Origin of the sequence: Rubripirellula reticaptiva, assembly GCF_007860175.1 — a bacterium.
Lineage (GTDB): Bacteria > Planctomycetota > Planctomycetia > Pirellulales > Pirellulaceae > Rubripirellula > Rubripirellula reticaptiva.
In genome coordinates this window covers 545,343-561,705 of the sequence record NZ_SJPX01000005.1, presented here as the reverse complement: position 1 = coordinate 561,705, position 16,363 = coordinate 545,343, and the positions used below count along the sequence as shown (strand labels likewise).

Below are 16,363 nucleotides of genomic sequence, written 5' to 3'. Positions count from 1 at the left end.
GTCGCCCCGATGAGCTGCGTCACTTACGCGTGTTCTTGATCGCTACTTAGGAGTGTTCCGTTGCGACGCTTGAGCGATGCACCTGGTCAGTGGAGCAACCAATTCCATGCATTTCTTTGCGAGACGACGCTCGCGAAGCTAGCAAATTCGCCGGTTCTTGGCCGGTTCCTGCATTGAAGCGGCGTTGGAAAAAATCTTGAAAAATCCGAGTCTCTGCAAAGTGTACAACTTGCAAATACCTCGTTCGGTGGTAGGATCCTGTCGATCGGAGGGGGTGGTAGTTGGCTGTACCACCTGAGGGTCCTGTTTCATTGGCTTTGTTCAAGTTTCTTGAAGAGAGCCATCACGGAAGGGATTGAGAAATGCTGTCCGCTAGCAGATTTCGAGTTTTCCGCTTGCTTCACCAGCAAAGTGATCGTAACGCGGCGTTTACTTTGGTCGAGTTGCTGGTTGTCATCTCGATCATTGGCATCCTGATGGGTTTGACACTCAATGGTGTCCAAGCTGCTCGCGAGTCGGCACGCAAAGTTCACTGCTCTGGCAATTTACGTCAACAAGCTTTGGCGCTGCACAATTTTCACGTGACTCACAAAACGTTGCCTCTAGGTAATGACCGCTTGAACTATCGCGATCACTCTTGGGCGTCAGCAATTCTTAGTCAGATTGAACAGAATGCGATCGCCGACCAGTGGGACTTCTCGGTTCCTTGGAATCACGCCCTACGCAATGCTGAGTTGGCCAAGAAATCGATTCCGTTGCTTCGGTGCCCATCGTCGATCGTTGATTTGCCCGGCGACACGGATTACGCGGGTGTCGCCGGAAGTTTGCTCGCCGACTTTGGATCAGTCCTTGCCCACGGTCCGAACAACGGCGTGTTGATCGCCTCGACGCCACGTCGACTCAATCCCATAAGTCTGCCCGAGATTTTTGACGGTACAAGCCACACTCTTCTGTTGGCTGAGGTCGTTGACCGTGATGCAGCCGAGCATGGTTTGTGGGCTGACGGAGCAAACGTCATCACCCAGGACAACGGAGGCATCAACGTTGCAAATTCGGGTGAAGTATTTAGCCGCCATCCCGGCGGAGCTTTTGTAGTCGCCTCTGATGGTGCGATTCGGTTTTTGACTGAGTCGATATCGCTTGATGTCCTAGGAGCTTTGTGCTCTCGAGATGGTCGTGAAATCATCCCAGAAGACTTCACTGACTGAATTTGGCCTCAAACATTCCCGCCTGAAGTTTCCCCCTATTCATCAAAAAGGAGTCGCCAGCCAACACACACAGTATTTGATCATTTTGTTGATTTCGAGAGCTGCCTTACCGTTTCACTAACAAGTCGTACGAGAGAGAAGAAAATGAACAAGTTCATTCTGGCGATGTTAATTGCAGTTGTTGTGCCTTCGATTGCCGAGGCAGGCGGCGGGAATACCAAAGCCAAAGCAGCGTTTAAGTTTGTCAACACGACTACATCGACTAGCGAAGCCGGACGCGATGTCTATGTGATTGTGGGAACGACCGAGTTCTTGCAAGCGACAACACAGTCAAACTTCACCTCTCGTGGCGGAAAGATGATTCCGCCGGGTGGCTCTGTGACGATCGGCAACCTGAAGGCTGGTTTGCAAACTTATGCATTCGCGCATGTAAACGCGGGATCCAATCCTCCGGAACAAGCTGCGTTCACGAGCAACGTCAAAACCGTGAAGTTGGCGGCTGGTGAGACAAGAACGGTTAACCTGCCGTAGCTTCATCATCGCGATGGAATGACCCAATTTCATCGGGCTGGCGTCGTTGATTGATTCTGCGGCGCTGGCCTTTTTCGGTCGATGACTGTCATTGCGCCGGTGCTGGGTATCGAGTCCTTGCACTCGCTACTTCTTTCAAGTCCGCTTGCACAGATTGTGAATGATCATGCAGTTTTTGTCGGATCGTCCGAGCGAAATGCAGAGTTGCGATCATTCGCTTCGAGACGAAAATCGAGACGAAAGTCAATTCGCAAATCCAACCCATCTAGCGAAGCATTGGCGGGCGACCGCTGCGAGTGCGGTGGCCATCGCCGGAACCGGAATACTGATCGGTTTGCCGTGGCTGTTCCAGTCATGCTTTTTGCTAGGGATGATTGGATACACCTGCTTGATCATGCGTGCGGCAGAGCAGTCGCCTTTGCGAGCTGCTAGTGAATCGTTCGCTTGCGGTTTGATTGCCTTGGCGATTGCGTTTCACTGGGCGTCGAATTCGATTTTTGGCACCACGCATCTCAGTTACACAATGTCGATCTTGGTTTTCATCGGACTGATCGTTTGGGAGGCGATTGCGTTTGGTTTGCTTGGGTTGGCTTCTTGTATGCTTCGGTCGAAGGGGCCACGGTGGTTGTGGTTGTTGGTTCCTATTTGGGTAACGATTGAAACGCATTGGCCACGAATTTTTAGTTGGGCCACAGCGCATGCTTACCTCGGTTTTCCTCCGATCCTGCAGATTGCAGAAATCGCTGGTACCGCTGGCGTCACTGCTATCGCACTGATGGGGTCTGTCGCGCTGGCGCGTTACTGGCGATTTCGCAGCTCGGCCCAGGCGATGGGCGAGGCTGCGTTGGCGTTCACGATGATCCTGATTTGTTGTGGCTGGGGAGTTTACGCGTTTGCAAGCTGGCAAGAACGAATTGGCGCGGCCAGCACGCTTCGCATTGCCGCGATTCAGGTTGATCCGACTTATGTGGAATCGCTCGGCAAGATGCAGCAGCTTTCCGATCATGTGTCAGGGGCCGCAGACCTTGTGCTTTGGCCGGAATCAACACTAGGAAACTACAGCGTCTCACTTGATCATTTCGGTGATGAGGATTTCACAGTCGCAAACTCGGAAATGCCGAATCCTGCACTTTTACCATACCCCGATCTTCACTGTGACTTGCTTGCCGGAGGCAAAACGTATGAAGTTGGGCAACGCGACCAGGGCGTTTACAAAAACACGGCGTTCTTAATTGATAGGCAGCAATCAATCATCGGACGGTACGTGAAGCGATCGCTGATGCCGATTGGCGAATACGTACCCGGTGAAACGTGGTTTCCGGTGCTTCGCGATTGGGCTGCAGTGAGCGACAAAATCGTCTGTGGCACCAGCAACATGCCGCTCGAACTGTCGCATGGTCAGCGAGTCGGAATGTTGGTGTGCTACGAGGACATGGTTGCCGACAATGCTGCGTCAAGTGTGCGAGAAGGCGCGGAGGTGTTGGTGGCGTTAGCCAACGGATCCGCCTTCAAGGATCCAGATACTCTGCGACAGCATTTGAAGCTGGCTCAATTACGATCGATTGAGAATCGTCGTGCGATGATTCGATGTGCGGCCACTGGCGTGACCTGTTTGATCCAGCCTGATGGAACGATCACCGACGAACTGCCGATCGGCGAGGACGGCGTTCTTTGCAAAAGTGTTCCGCTTTTCGACGATACGACTTTCTACACAAGGAACGGGAACTGGGTCGCAGAATCCGCGACATGGATCACGTTGGCACTAGTGCCGTTTCTTTTGTTTCGCGGATTGGCACCGCCCGATTCGCCGTGGTCGGTCGGACATTAGAAATTACATTAGCGTCATGACGTGATGCGACAGTCCGCGGCTGCTGATCTGATTAATTGCAAAGCCGTCAAGGGTTCGGCCTTTCTCGTTCGTCGACCCTTGGTGTCGGCATCGTCGCCCATCAAATTTGCTCATCCTGTTGGCAAACGACACTCTGGCTCGGCATGGGCACAATCGTCGGCGTGTTCTATCGAGCAAATGGGTTGGTTCTGGTAGGTTGTTCGGTTTCCGACTCTTCGGATGCGTTTCCGTTCACTTTCGTTTACTGAGAATATGTTGGTTGCTCTAAGCATCGTCGCTGGCCTGATTCTGTTGGTTGTCGGCGGTGAATTGTTGGTTCGCGGTGCTGCGTCGCTGGCGTCTGCTTTCAAGATCTCGCCCCTGGTCATCGGGCTGACGGTCGTTGCATTTGGCACCAGTGCCCCCGAGTTGGGGGTCAGCCTGCAGGCATCGTTTTCGGGCAACGGCGATGTTGCGGTCGGCAACGTCGTGGGCAGCAATATCATCAACGTGTTGTTGATTCTGGGCGTCGCGTCGTTGGTGGCGCCGTTGGTCGTGTCGAGCCAATTGATTCGCAAAGATGTTCCATTGATGATCGCGGCGTCCCTCGCTGCATGGTGGATGGCGAGCGATGGAATGATCGTGCGGTGGGAAGGTGGCGTCTTGTTTTTGGCACTGTTGGCGTACATCGCGTTTAGCGTCGTCGCCAGCCGAAAAGAGAGCAAGCTGGTTCAAGAAGAGTACGAAGATTACACGCATTCGTTGACGTCGAAGAAAGATGTTGTTCTGCAGTTGGCGTATTTGATCGGCGGGCTTGCGCTGTTGGGCGTCGGATCGAACCTATTAGTCAACGGTGCGACGAAGGTTGCGGTTGCGCTGGGCGTTAGCCAGTTAGTGATCGGTTTGACAGTCGTGGCGATCGGCACTTCGCTGCCCGAGATGGTCACGTCGGTCGTGGCAAGCTATCGGGGACAACGTGATATCGCCGTTGGAAATGTCGTCGGCAGCAACTTGTTCAATATCCTCTGCGTGCTGGGCCTGACCGCCGTTGTGTCGCCTAAACCGATTCCCGTTGCACCTTCGGCAATCGATTTTGACATTCCCTGCATGGTTGCAGTCGCGGTGATTTGTTTCCCTGTCTTTGCCACGGGCAATCTGGTTCGACGCTGGGAAGGCGCATTGTTCGTGATTTTTTACATCGCCTACACCGTCGTCACAGTCTTGGCGGCGAAAGGTTCGCCGTTGATTGGACCGCTGGGAACCTTGACCACGTGCGGCGTGTTGCCGCTGACGTTGTTAACCTTTGCCGCAACATTGCTGATCGGCCGAAAGAAAAATTAGTCGGCCTATCCGAGCGCTGGGAAAGTTGTTGGAGACGTTGATACGGATGCTGTACCAATGCCGCGCAGGTGTCGTTATGGTTGGCGAATCCAGTGACGATCATCGGCTGGCGTGGTCGGCTGGGGTAATCGGTCCGGTGGCGAAGCTAACCATGGCGCACTGGCCAGCGAGCCGTGTGTCGTTCGGGTTGCCGGCTTGGGAGTAATGTCTTGAAACTTTTCGGGAGTCGCAAAATCAAGTCTCCGTTGCAGCTCTTCTTGCATCGCGGGCGCAATCGCGTTTAGCGGTGGCATTTCCAGCGACGTGATTCGCTCTTGATCTCGTTTTTCACGATGGTTTTCCGACGTAGCTGCGAACCGTTGTCGCATTGGGACGGGCTGGTCGATTGGAACCATCAAGTCGTCAAACGAAAGCGGCACGTCGACTTGCCGTGGCGGCAGTTTGGGTTGGCCGCCTCGATGCCAAATCGGTAGGGAGCCCGGAAGTGGCAGATCGCTATCGAGCGTGCTGGCAAGCGAATCAGGCGGCGGAAAATCCAACGCCGAAATCGACGGACCGGTGGCCGTACCAGGAAGAAGAGCGTCGTCGGAAATTGACTTGTGCCGACGAAACGGGATTGCGGCTAAGGCGCCGCCGGTGACGATCAATACGCCAAGTGTGAGATTACGCAAGCGAAGGACTCGGAGCTGGATGGAATAGAAACCAGCTTCGTCCATGAAACCAAAACAAAAATGCATCTTGCAATAGTCTCTTATCGGTAAGTCACTTCGCCTGACTTGAATAAAGAAAAGAGTTTTTCGAACTTTTCTTCTGATGGGCGTTCAGCCGGTCTGAGCTAGCTTTGCATCCAAACCTGAGTCGCTTCGCGGCGTATTTCAGTCGTCGTGGTTTGATTGGCGGATGCGAGAGCGCGTGCGTCGTCGTCTTCGATCGTCAAACGCGTTTGGCCGCTCGGCAGCGTCATCACCTTACCTCGAACGGGACCATATTTTGTTTCGATTGTTTCACTTCGCCGGATCAATTTGTGCCGGTCAACGCTGTGCCGCCGGATGCCGATCGATGAGGTGTGCTGGAAGATGATTTGCTCGATCAAGCCTACGCGTGACGGTGGTGCGATCACGGAAAACACGATTCCGGCTCGCCCTTTTTTCATCGTGCAAGGCGTTTGAAACACGTCGAGCGCGCCCGCTGCAAGCAAACGTTCGGCACAATCGGCAAGCTGTTCGGCGGTCGAGTCGTCGATGTTGGTTTCAAGCACGACCGCTCGGTCGGCTTCCACGCCTGCGATGCCGCCGTGGTTTTCCGTCAATTCACCTAGCAGCACTCTCAAGACATTCGCCTGGCCCGGCAAGTCGCGAGTTCCCGCGCCATAGCCGATCGACTGGATCGTCATGCCCGGCATAGCGCCAAATGATTCGGAAGTGGCTTTCAGGATTGCGGCACCCGTCGGCGTTGTTAGTTCGGCTTCGATGTCCGATGGCGCGATCGGGACTCCTCGCAGGATGTCCGCCGTCGCTGGTGCCGGTACCGACACTCGGCCGTGAGCGATCGTGATGTGGCCGGTGCCGGTCGGGACCGGCGACGCGGCTACCCGCTCGATGCCCAAAATCCCAAAGGCGACTGCCGTTCCGACGATATCAGCGATCGAATCGACCGCGCCGACCTCGTGAAAGTGAACTTTTTCGAGCGTCGAGTTGTGGACTTTCGCTTCGGCGACGGCGACTTCTTGAAAAATCTTTTTCGCCAGATCTTTCGCGGTCTCGTCCACCTCGGTGGCTCGGTCAATCATCTCGTGGATGTGGTGCAGGTGCCGGTGGGCGTGTTCGTCCGGGTGGCCAACTTTGACATGAATCGCCCGAAAACCGCATTTCTTAACGATTTCGGCCGTAATCGACAGCTCCGGCAGTCCCATCGACCGGACAGCGGCTTCGATCGCCGTAACGTCGGCCCCCAGGTCCACCAAAGCCCCCAGAGTCATGTCGCCGCTGATACCCGAGAGACAATCAAAGTAGGCGATTCGAGGCATTTTTCTCGCTTTCGAGCAATTTCGGAAGGTGGGATCGTGAGATGTTTGACGAATGACAGCTTTGGCGTTGAAGGTTTTTGTGGTATTGGTATACTCCCGCTCCGCCATCCGCGGCCAAACCCAATCATTCAATACAAAACGTAAACCATAAGTTCCCGAAGAGCGATCCGATGAAAGTTGTCAGCAGCATTGGTGCCCTGAAGTACCGCCATCCTGATTGCCAGGTGGTTAAGCGCCGTGGGCGGATCTATGTGATCTGCAAAAGCAATCCAAAGTTCAAAGTCCGCCAAGGTGGGGCGAAGGTCAAGAAGGCTCGTCGTTAGACGACATTTGGTTTCGTCGCTAGTCGACATTTGGCCCAGGTCTGATTCATGAAGCGACCGGTTTTTTCGAAAGCCGGTCGTTTTTTTATTGGTTTTGCAGTCCGGTCTGATTGCAACTGTCACGGAGGTATTCGATGCGACTCGTAACTTTGGCATTTCTTGCCCTGATCTCTGCGATGGCGGTGACTGGCTGCCAGCAACAGCCCGCCCCGATTGCGGTGGATGCAGCCAAGGGAACCGTCACGATCGAGATTGTCTCGGCTGATGGAACCAAGACTTATACCGTCGATGACGTATCCGACGGTTCGACGTTGGAACAGGTGATGCGGTCCGCAAAAGACTTTCCTGCCGAAATCTCGGGCAGCGGAACGACAGCGTTTGTCAGCAGCATTGATGGCCTGTCGACATCAGCAAGCGAAGGATGGACCTACAAGATCGATGACGAATTCATTCACGAGGGCGTCGGTGTTACGACGTTGTCGCCGCCCACGACGGTGACGTGGAAGTTTACCGGCTGGGACAGCGAATGAGTCGTTTGTTGGCGCGTAGGGCGTGACGATTTCGATTGGATCAAGCTTGCCAAAGTGATTTGCGGGAACTGTATTTAGCCGCCTTGGCAATCGGCGTTTCACATTGTTAGAATTTGACGCAGATCGGGACGGTTGGCCGAGTCTGGTTTATGGCACCGGTCTTGAAAACCGGCGTGGGGGAAACTCTACCGGGGGTTCGAATCCCTCACCGTCCGCTCTTTTTCGATTGCGTGTCGCCGACCTTTTGCAAAGGTGATCAACACCTGTGAGCTGCGTCACAAAAGTCAAACATCCGCTAATCCAGCATCATCTCTGTACCGTTCGCGATAAGCAAACTCGTTCGAGTGAGTTCCGGGCGGCGATAGGTCGCCTGGCTGTCTTGGTCGGAATGCGAGCGACCGAAGATCTTCCGCTGACGCCGGTAAAGATTCAAACGCCGATTTGCGAAGCTGATTGCCAGCGGATCGATGTGCGAGTCGAGCTGGTCCCGATTCTGCGAGCGGGCCTTGGGATGGTCGAGCCGCTGCAAGGACTGCTTCCCGACGCAGCCGTTTGGCATCTCGGTTTGTTTCGTAACGAAGAGACCGCCGAACCAGTGGGCTATTACGACAAGTTGCCTAAGTCCGGCGCGCCGAATGTCGCGTTGGTTTTGGATCCGATGTTGGCGACCGGCGGTAGCGTTGAAATGGTGATTGAGCGATTGATGAGCTGGGGCGTGCCGGACATTCGGGTGCTTAGCATCATCGCCGCCCAGGCCGGAGTCGACCGAGTCGCAAGTCACTTTCCGGACGTTAAGGTTTTTGTCGCTGAGATCGATCCGGACCTGAACGAACAATCATTCATCGTGCCGGGGCTTGGTGATGCTGGTGATCGAATCTTTGACACGCCCCAACACGGCTAACCTCGTTCGAAGATGGTCCTATGCAAGCTCGACTGACCTGCATCCTCGGATTGTTTGTGTTCGTCCTTTTGGCCTGGATCATCAGCACCGATCGCAAGCGATTTCCCATCCGCGTCGTTGTCGGCGGATTGGCGTTGCAGTTGACACTGGCGTTCTTGGTTTTGAAAACGGAAACCGGACGATGGTTCTTTGTCAAAATTGGCGAAGCATTTGAGAAGGTGATGGAGACGGTTGCCGCGGGCAGCGGGTTCTTGTTCTCGGCCCGTGGTGACGAAACGCTTTTGACGACGTTTGCGTTCGGCGTTTTGCCAACCGTCATTTTCTTTTCGTCGCTGATGAGCATTCTATATCACATCGGAATCATGCAACGATTGGTGTGGGCGATGGCATGGGTGATGCGTTTCTCGCTTGGCACCAGCGGTGCCGAAACGCTTTCCGCGGCAGCCAATGTTTTTGTTGGGCACACCGAGGCGCCGCTTGTCGTGCGACCTTACTTGGCCACGATGACGCGAAGCGAATTGTGCGCGATGATGACCGGCGGCTTTGCAACCGTCACGGGCGGTTTGCTTGGCGTGTACGCAGGCATGGGCATCGACATCTCGCACTTATTGACCGCGTCGATTATCAGCGCGCCGGCAGCGCTGTTGATCGCAAAAGTGATGGTGCCGGAAACCGAGCCTGAAAAGGTTTCTGCTGAAATGAAGCTTGCCAGCGTTGGAAGTCACGTCAACTTGATCGGCGCAGCGGTCGAAGGTGCTAGCGACGGTTTGAAGTTGGCGCTGAACGTCGGCGCGATGTTGATCGCGTTCTTGGCGCTGTTGGCGTTGGTCGATGTGATCTTGGGTTATGGTTGTTCGTTCGTCGGGCTGGTCGACGCTGACAACGTTCCGCGAATCACGTTGGGAGTGATTTTGGGTTACGTTTGTTGGCCGCTGGCTTGGTTGCTTGGTATCCCGGCGGCCGAGTGCATGGAAGCCGGTCGTTTGATCGGACTGAAAACAGTCGCCAACGAATTTATCGCCTATGACGCGTTGGGGAAACTCAGTGCCGGCGAAGGCGGGCAAATTAGCTTGCGAACCGAGACGGTGTTGACGTACGCGCTGGCCGGTTTCAGCAACTTCGGAGCGATCGGAATCCAAGTCGGCGGCATCGGCGGGCTGGAACCATCGCGGAAAGACGACCTAGCAAGGCTGGGCCTGCGAGCCATGTTCGGCGGACTGCTCGCGTGCTGCATGACGGGTGCGATCGCCGGACTGCTGCTTTAAGTAAAGCGAAGCGAGACGGCTTGTTCGGCGAAATTTTCGAATGTCCGTTCGAGGCAGTATCCGGGCCATCGGCAGGTGAAGACGCCGCGGGCCGGATTGTAGGTTGTCGTGTAAAGCGTGCCCCAGCCGGCTTGATGATTGAATTGGTATAAGGGCGGTTCTAGGAATCGTGATACAAATCGCTCATGCGTTTCATTGGGATCCTGCAGTCGAACCGAAAGCACGTGGGCGCGATCCAGGCTGGCGGTTGCCCGTTCATGCTCGGGCCAATCGACGGTGCCTTGATGGTTGGTCGCTAGCTTGCGGCGTGAAACCACGATATCGCGATCGGGTGAAACAAACACGGTTGCGTGCGCACCTTTGCGATCCAGGACCGTGACGTTGTACGCCATGTGGCTTGGTACTCGTCGCAGAACGTCGGTGGCTTGAGCCGTCGTGTCGCAGAATTCCAGAATGTATCGCAGAACCAGTGGGATACCGAATCCGACTCCTAATGTTCTGCGTCCGCCGAACGCCAACGAAACAGCCAAGCCGTCTTCGTTCATGCCGTCGAGCACACCCCAGGCACAATCGCTCATCGCCATCACTTGCTTGCCGTTCCAACATGTCCGCAGCAACGTCGCTTCCCAGAGCTTGGAACTGTAATCGTAGTTGCGGATCAAAAACGATTCGTCGCGAGTCCAAACCGCTTGCGAACATCCGGACATGTAGGGCGTCGGGCAGTACAAACTTAGGAACCGAGCAGCCGCGTCCGAACCGCCGCCGAGTTCCACTAACTGAAAGTACAGCGGCAGCAACTCGGGCAAATGCTTCTTCATCGCCGTTTCGCAGGCCAAATACGTGGGGCGCGCCTGATCACCTTGTTTGAGAAACCACAGGTGATAGGACGGCCAAAGACGTTCGAAGAAGGATTGCCATTTTGGTCCCGGCGTCGACTCCGAAACGGCTTGAAAGATGACAGACACTTACATCATCTTGAAGTTAGCGACTTCAGCAATTTCCGTGGCCACTTCGGCCTCTGCTGGTTGGATGGCTCGTGATTTGAACTCGCCGATGATACCTTTGGTCCAGGCTTTCGCTCGATCGTTAAGTTCGAAATCTTCGGTCATCAATCGGCCTGGCGTGATCAGGATGCCAAGATCCGCACCTTCGTACTTGTAATCACCCGGCTTGGCGATTCGCAAGAAGAAAGCTTCCTGTTCCGATTCGACTGTGCGCCGGTGAGTTTGCATGCGAAGGTATTCGACGTTGCCATTTTCATGCAATTTCCAAATGCCCGTCTGCGGCGTCTCGGTGATCAGTTCGACGGTGTCCGCAGTGTGTTTGATGACCAGTTGACCCCAGCTATCGATGTTGTCGGGATCGGACCAGCGTGCATTGAGTTCGGCGACGTCGAGTTCAAAATCAACGTCCGCCCATTCAAGCAAGTGGAACAGGAACAGTGGTGCGTCCGCATGTGCAAACGCCGCTAAGTTTGTCATCGCGCTAGCGCCGGTGACTCGCGGATTGACTTCGCCAAGGTAAAGTTCGTCCGAATCGAGGTCGCGTAGAAAGTCGAGTTCGAAGTAACCGCGATATCCCATTTTGCGAAGCTCTTCGCCAAAGCGAAACGTCATATCACAAGCCTTGGCGCGAACGTCCTGGGAAAATGATTCCGCCAAAACTTCGTTCCCGCACCAACCGCCACGATAAGGCGTCAATTCTTTGAAGCCCACCAATTCAGTCATCATTGGCCCAACGATCGTACCGTGCCGCGTCACACAGGCTTCTTGTGCCGCACCGCGACAACGAATCCGTTTCATGATTTTGACTTCGGGGTCTGCAACGATTTCGTCGGCGTGCTTGTTCCAGTCCTCCTCGCTGGAGATGAAGAATGTGGTGTGGCCACTGTCGCCGAATGCCGTTTGAATCACTAAGTCGTTGCCCAGGTGACCGGTCAGTTCTCGCATTTGCGAGTAACTTTCGACTTTGGCCAGCACGTTGGGAACGCTGGCGATTCCCGCGCGATCGCCGATCCGTGTCGTCATGATCTTGTTGTCGATTTCCGTACGCAGTTGGGCCGACGGGAAACACACTTCCAACCCCAGTTGCTCACACAACGCTTCGGTCTGTTCATCAAAGAATAAGAAAACAGCTTTGCCACCCTTTCCGTTTTTGGACCGTCGGCGAATCAGGTCGACCACTTCTTTGTGTTCAAGCAAGTAGTTGTTGACATCTTCGATCGACGTGAACGGTCGGTGAGGGATCTCGGATGGTGAAATGACGTGCGGGTGCTGTCCATCAAAGCAATCGATATAGGTGATGTATCGAAAGTTGCGGACCCATTCATCGATGCCCATCAAATTGAAATTCGTGGCGCTGATGAAGTAAATTGGCGTTTCGTTACGATGAAAGTGCAGACGGATATCTGGGATGCCTTTCAGTACGCGTTTGGTATTCGTTGTCATCGTGGGCATTCCTAAGCGGAGGTCATGGTTGTATTGGAACTTGTCAAAGATCGATTTTTTTGGAACCTGATCAACAAGATCCACTACGGTTCGAAATCAAGAGTGCATCTTGCTTTTCACTTTCCCGAACCACCGCAGATGTTTTGAACACTCGCGTGCCGTACATCGGTTCGTAACCGTGGATCTCTTGAACATCCAATGCCATCAAGTACTGGACGATCTCTCGCGTGACGACTTGGCCAGGGACCAGCACCGGAAACCCGGGTGGATACGGCGTGATGAAGGCCGCTGAAACGATGTCTCGATCGCCCGCCTGAACGGCTTCCAGCAGCGATCCATCTTCGATTTTGATGTGTTCGCAAGCCGTGTCGTCGTAGGCGAGGTAGAAGGCACGTCGCATATCGCCTTCGGGAGTCGTGTTTTCGGGAGAGGGCAAGAACGAAGGATGAAAACGGCTGAAGTTTGGCAGTGGCGGCAGTTCTTCGTTGAGTGACCGAACGTTCTGTTCGTGGGCTGCTAGCTCCACATTGCTCCAGCTATCCAGTTTGTCATTGAGGTCCATCGCGATTTCCGACAAGACATTGACCAAATGTGCGATCGTGCCGCGCGTCATGCCAATGTGGATCATGAACAGGACAGTATTTCGCGAAGTCTTGTTGATCTGGATGTCAAACCGGTCCATCAGCAACTTCTTGAACGTGTCGCCATCCATTCCGGTGCTGCCGACATGCAACGTTACTCGGGTCGGGTCGAGTACGAATTCATCGCCCAGCCAAGCTTTGTCCAAGCGGCACCAGCCTGCGCTGTTGCTGAAATATTCCTCCAATCCCGATGGTCGGAATTCGGGAAGGATCATTTCTTTGGCGGCAAGTACCGTAAAGAATTTGCTGATCAGCGGGTCCCTCGTGATCCGTTCGCGCAGCATCATCGCCAACTCAATGCTGCGACCAACCATATCGTGGCCTTCCAACTCGACTTGTCGCCGGCCGACATCGAGTGACGCCAGAATCTGATAGTTCGGCGACGTCGACGTGTGGGTCATGTAGGCTTCGTTGAACGCGTTGCGCGTGTAGTGTTCGAAGTCCTGGTCGTGAACGTGGATCATCGAACCCTGGCGAAGGGCCGTCAGGGTTTTGTGTGTTGAATGGGTCGCATAGACACGCACCCGAGCGAGTTCGGGATCGGGCATCAGTCGCGTTTCCAACCACGTTTCATCGTCCGAAGTATTCGACGCTTCGAATTGAGTTTTCCATTTTGCGAATTTTTTGAGGTAGGCCGATGAATCGAATCGCTGTCGCAGTTCCTGTGCCGACCACATCGCGGTTCGTCGTCGCAGGATCGGCGAGAACCTTGCGTAGGCACACCAGGCTTCATCCCACAAAAAGATCATGTCCGGCTTGATTGCCAGCACCTCTTCCATCACCCGAATCGGGTCGTAAACGATTCCATCAAACGTGATGTTGGTTAGCAGCAACATTCGCACTTGGTCGAGTTTGCCAGCGGCACGAAGTTCTAGCAGACGAGACTTGATCTCGCGCAGAGGCACCGCCCCGTACATCGAGTACTCGCTAAGCGGATAGGCATCCAGATACACAGGAAAGGCACCCGACAAGATGCACGCGTAGGGATGCGATTTGTGGCAGTCATGCGCCAACAGCACGATATCGCCCGGGCGATTGATCGCTTGCATGACGATCTTGTTAGCCGTCGAGGTTCCATTGGTGACAAAGTAAGTGCGCCGAGATCCGAACGCTCGCGAGGCGTTTTCTTGGCTGTCGCGAAGTGATCCGCCGGGTTGAAGCAGCGAATCGAGTCCACCCGTGGTCGCGGACGTTTCGGCCTCGAACATTTTGGAACCGTAAAATTCGCCCATGTCTTTGATCCAGTGCGACCTGACGATCGTTGCTGAATGGGAAATCGGCAGCGCGTGGAACATCGCCGTTGGTTTCTGGCTGTATTTTTTCAGCGCATTGAAAAACGGTGTCTCGTATCGCTCGTTCACAGCCTTCAGGATACTCAGGTGCATTTCCTGGTAGTTGCCTTGGTTGTAAAACGCACGGCGAAACGCGCGGCTCGGTTCGCCAACGATGCTCTCGACCGGCGCATCGGTGACAAGGTACAAGTCCAGTTCTGGACGCAGTGATTTCAGTGACTTTCCTAATGCCAAACTGCGTTCGGTCGGCATCGCCGAGTCCAGTTTTTTGACATTATGCTTCAGCAGCGAATGAAGTTCGTCCAGCAAACGAAACTTCTTCTTTGATCGAAACGGGAAGCTGTAGCGGACCACGCAGGTTTGAATGTCGGGATTGATCAGAGCCGCCAGCAAAGCGTCCTCGTAGCTTCTGGCCACGACGACTTCATAGAAGAATAGGTCATCGGGGCGGCGCAAATCACGCAGTTGCCGTCGGACTTCTTTTGATTCGGTTTCAGTCAGGTCGTCAACAATCAGAACCTGAAAGTAAGGTCGTTTTTCTTGTCGAATCCGAGTATGTAGTTCATCGCTCAGCTTCGCCACGTTCAGCAAATCGCCGTAGTCGGATAGGCGTGACGTGGTCAAGTCGAGCTTCCGAAACAGCCCGTTTGTCATCATCCGGACCATGCGGACGATTTGCCTGGCAAAGTCGTCGTACCGACGCTGTTCAAAAGCAGCTTTGACTTGTTCGAGCGCGGGAATTCCAGGGAAAACAAAGAACTCTTCCAACGGCTGCAAAAAGCTGAACACTTCGGTGCACGCATCCGTCAACCACATTACATCGGCCTGCTCTTGCACCGTTCCCGATTTGTGCAGCCGATGCAATCGCCGTGCGTTGTCACGTAAAAAGTGCCAATTGTCCGTACGCAATCGCGTCAGGTTATAGAACGCGACCTCGGCCGGATCGAGTGATTGGAAGTCAAAGTAGTCGTAGTCTTGCTCTTTCATCTCGACGATCTCTTGTTATTCAGTTCGCGATTGGCGGAACTCGTCGAGAGTTTCGATATCGTAGAAAATACGGATGGATGTTCAGAGCCTCGAATGGCTTCCGCGATGGCTACGCCTGAGTGGCTTCGTCGAGACCAGCTCGTGATCCCCGTGACATCTTCGCTAGCGGGCCGAGGGACTGCAGGTACTCGGTGTTCTTTCCGCCCGGTGCGTAGACTGGAAAGATGACTTCCGAGTCGCGGAAGCTCTTCAGCGGTTGGCCGAGTCCCCGCATGCCGACTTCACGAGACCGTCGGACTCGTTCCAAGTCGATTTCCATCGGAACCATTTCTTCATTGGATCCGAATTGATGCAGTACTTCGCCGTTGGGGCCGCACATGATCGATTTGCCGTTGCCCCCATCACCGACGCCATTGATGTCGATCATGAAGCACTGATTCGTCGCCGCGTTGGCTCGTGCAATGCACAGTTCGACGTCGCGATCAATCGTGTTGGTGAGCGTCGGGTGCAGGATGACTTCCGCGCCCATGCTGGCGAGCACTCGTGTGGTTTCGGGGAACCACATGTCATAACAAATCGAAACGCCAAAACGGCCGACATCTGGCACGTCGAACACAAAGAACGATCCGCCGCATGTCGTGCCTTCCTCGTAAGGTAAAAATGGAAACATCTTGCGGTAACGTCCGATGACTTTTCCGGTGGGATCAATCACGGACAGGGTGTTGTAGTGTTGGCCATTGAGGATTTCGACGAGTGAGCCGGTGACGACCCAAATTTTGTGCTTGGCCGCCATTTCTTGGAAATTGCGTTCGGCCGGGCCGGGCAAGGGTTCCGCTTTGGCTGGGTTGGGACCGTAGGCCGCCAGTTCGCTAAACACGACCATTTGAACCCATGGAAAGAGATACATGAAATAGTCGAGCTTTGCGTTCATGTACGGTAGGTTGTCTCGCAGCCCTGATGTGTTGAGTTGTAGGCCGCCAATGGCAAATGGAATCAAGGTAAGATGCTCCGGTGAAATGGTTTGTTCGGTTTTCGTTGCGGTT

The 16,363-nt window shown here is 54.3% G+C and carries 14 protein-coding genes and 1 tRNA gene; 9 read left to right on the top strand and 6 right to left on the bottom strand.

The features are described from left to right. The first annotated feature begins 362 nt into the window (after nucleotides 1-362). The 4 genes from Poly59_RS23225 (at nucleotide 363) to Poly59_RS23210 (ending at nucleotide 4,908) form a co-directional block, all read left to right on the top strand. Nucleotides 363-1,208, top strand: coding sequence for a DUF1559 domain-containing protein (locus Poly59_RS23225; protein ID WP_146536482.1), 846 nt, complete (start codon nucleotides 363-365; stop codon nucleotides 1,206-1,208). A 144-nt stretch (nucleotides 1,209-1,352) separates the two neighbouring features. Beyond that, nucleotides 1,353-1,739, top strand: a complete 387-nt coding sequence (locus tag Poly59_RS23220) for a hypothetical protein (protein ID WP_146536481.1) — start codon at nucleotides 1,353-1,355, stop codon at nucleotides 1,737-1,739. Nucleotides 1,740-1,899: 160 nt separating this feature from the next. Next, entirely contained in the window at nucleotides 1,900-3,567 is a 1,668-nt protein-coding gene (gene lnt / locus Poly59_RS23215) for an apolipoprotein N-acyltransferase (protein WP_146536480.1), read from the top strand. A gap of 240 nt (nucleotides 3,568-3,807) precedes the next feature. Then, nucleotides 3,808-4,908: a calcium/sodium antiporter gene (locus Poly59_RS23210; protein WP_246151878.1), complete on the top strand. Its 1,101-nt coding sequence runs from the start codon at nucleotides 3,808-3,810 to the stop codon at nucleotides 4,906-4,908. A 74-nt stretch (nucleotides 4,909-4,982) separates the two neighbouring features. On the opposite strand, the gene Poly59_RS23205 is transcribed toward Poly59_RS23210, so the two are convergent. Both Poly59_RS23205 and larC read right to left on the bottom strand, forming a co-directional pair. Next, on the bottom strand, nucleotides 4,983-5,645 hold the full coding sequence (locus Poly59_RS23205) for a hypothetical protein (protein WP_146536479.1): 663 nt from the start codon (nucleotides 5,643-5,645) through the stop codon (nucleotides 4,983-4,985). Between the two features lie 98 nt (nucleotides 5,646-5,743). Further along, nucleotides 5,744-6,934 carry a nickel pincer cofactor biosynthesis protein LarC gene (gene larC, locus Poly59_RS23200; protein WP_146536478.1) on the bottom strand — a complete coding sequence of 397 codons (1,191 nt, stop codon included), beginning with the start codon at nucleotides 6,932-6,934 and terminating at the stop codon, nucleotides 5,744-5,746. A 170-nt stretch (nucleotides 6,935-7,104) separates the two neighbouring features. Here larC and ykgO point away from each other — a divergent pair, with 170 nt between their 5' ends. The 5 genes from ykgO to Poly59_RS23175 all read left to right on the top strand — a co-directional run bounded on the left by ykgO (nucleotide 7,105) and on the right by Poly59_RS23175 (nucleotide 9,953). Further along, nucleotides 7,105-7,257, top strand: coding sequence for a type B 50S ribosomal protein L36 (gene ykgO / locus Poly59_RS23195; RefSeq protein WP_040763550.1), 153 nt, complete (start codon nucleotides 7,105-7,107; stop codon nucleotides 7,255-7,257). A gap of 134 nt (nucleotides 7,258-7,391) precedes the next feature. Continuing rightward, nucleotides 7,392-7,787, top strand: coding sequence for a DUF4430 domain-containing protein (locus tag Poly59_RS23190; RefSeq protein ID WP_146536477.1), 396 nt, complete (start codon nucleotides 7,392-7,394; stop codon nucleotides 7,785-7,787). A gap of 126 nt (nucleotides 7,788-7,913) precedes the next feature. Beyond that, nucleotides 7,914-8,002, top strand: a tRNA-Ser gene (locus Poly59_RS23185). Between the two features lie 50 nt (nucleotides 8,003-8,052). Then, nucleotides 8,053-8,688 carry a uracil phosphoribosyltransferase gene (gene upp / locus Poly59_RS23180; protein ID WP_146536476.1) on the top strand — a complete coding sequence of 212 codons (636 nt, stop codon included), beginning with the start codon at nucleotides 8,053-8,055 and terminating at the stop codon, nucleotides 8,686-8,688. A gap of 20 nt (nucleotides 8,689-8,708) precedes the next feature. Beyond that, complete coding sequence (locus Poly59_RS23175; protein WP_146536475.1) at nucleotides 8,709-9,953, top strand: NupC/NupG family nucleoside CNT transporter; 1,245 nt, start codon at nucleotides 8,709-8,711, stop codon at nucleotides 9,951-9,953. On the opposite strand, the gene Poly59_RS23170 is transcribed toward Poly59_RS23175, so the two are convergent. From Poly59_RS23170 to Poly59_RS23155, 4 genes are all read right to left on the bottom strand, one after another. After that, the gene (locus tag Poly59_RS23170; protein ID WP_146536474.1) at nucleotides 9,950-10,918 is read right to left on the bottom strand and encodes a C45 family autoproteolytic acyltransferase/hydolase; all 969 of its coding nucleotides are present in this window, start codon (nucleotides 10,916-10,918) and stop codon (nucleotides 9,950-9,952) included. The genes Poly59_RS23175 and Poly59_RS23170 overlap by 4 nt on opposite strands. Continuing rightward, nucleotides 10,919-12,400, bottom strand: a complete 1,482-nt coding sequence (locus Poly59_RS23165; RefSeq protein ID WP_146536473.1) for a biotin carboxylase — start codon at nucleotides 12,398-12,400, stop codon at nucleotides 10,919-10,921. 70 nt (nucleotides 12,401-12,470) lie between these two features. Continuing rightward, nucleotides 12,471-15,320: an aminotransferase class I/II-fold pyridoxal phosphate-dependent enzyme gene (locus Poly59_RS23160; protein ID WP_146536472.1), complete on the bottom strand. Its 2,850-nt coding sequence runs from the start codon at nucleotides 15,318-15,320 to the stop codon at nucleotides 12,471-12,473. 109 nt (nucleotides 15,321-15,429) lie between these two features. Beyond that, entirely contained in the window at nucleotides 15,430-16,317 is an 888-nt protein-coding gene (locus Poly59_RS23155) for a carbon-nitrogen hydrolase family protein (RefSeq protein WP_222436156.1), read from the bottom strand. Nucleotides 16,318-16,363: the final 46 nt, after the last annotated feature.

Excerpts from the sequence above, each read along its gene's own strand:
- larC (WP_146536478.1), bottom strand. The coding sequence starts at position 6,934 with ATGCCTCGAATCGCCTACTTTGATTGTCTCTCGGGTATCAGCGGCGAC.
- lnt (WP_146536480.1), top strand. The coding sequence starts at position 1,900 with ATGATCATGCAGTTTTTGTCGGATCGTCCGAGCGAAATGCAGAGTTGC.
- Poly59_RS23205 (WP_146536479.1), bottom strand. The coding sequence starts at position 5,645 with ATGCATTTTTGTTTTGGTTTCATGGACGAAGCTGGTTTCTATTCCATC.
- Poly59_RS23160 (WP_146536472.1), bottom strand. The coding sequence starts at position 15,320 with ATGAAAGAGCAAGACTACGACTACTTTGACTTCCAATCACTCGATCCG.
- ykgO (WP_040763550.1), top strand. The coding sequence starts at position 7,105 with ATGAAAGTTGTCAGCAGCATTGGTGCCCTGAAGTACCGCCATCCTGAT.
- Poly59_RS23210 (WP_246151878.1), top strand. The coding sequence starts at position 3,808 with ATGCGTTTCCGTTCACTTTCGTTTACTGAGAATATGTTGGTTGCTCTA.
- Poly59_RS23225 (WP_146536482.1), top strand. The coding sequence starts at position 363 with ATGCTGTCCGCTAGCAGATTTCGAGTTTTCCGCTTGCTTCACCAGCAA.
- Poly59_RS23220 (WP_146536481.1), top strand. The coding sequence starts at position 1,353 with ATGAACAAGTTCATTCTGGCGATGTTAATTGCAGTTGTTGTGCCTTCG.
- Poly59_RS23165 (WP_146536473.1), bottom strand. The coding sequence starts at position 12,400 with ATGACAACGAATACCAAACGCGTACTGAAAGGCATCCCAGATATCCGT.
- Poly59_RS23175 (WP_146536475.1), top strand. The coding sequence starts at position 8,709 with ATGCAAGCTCGACTGACCTGCATCCTCGGATTGTTTGTGTTCGTCCTT.
- Poly59_RS23190 (WP_146536477.1), top strand. The coding sequence starts at position 7,392 with ATGCGACTCGTAACTTTGGCATTTCTTGCCCTGATCTCTGCGATGGCG.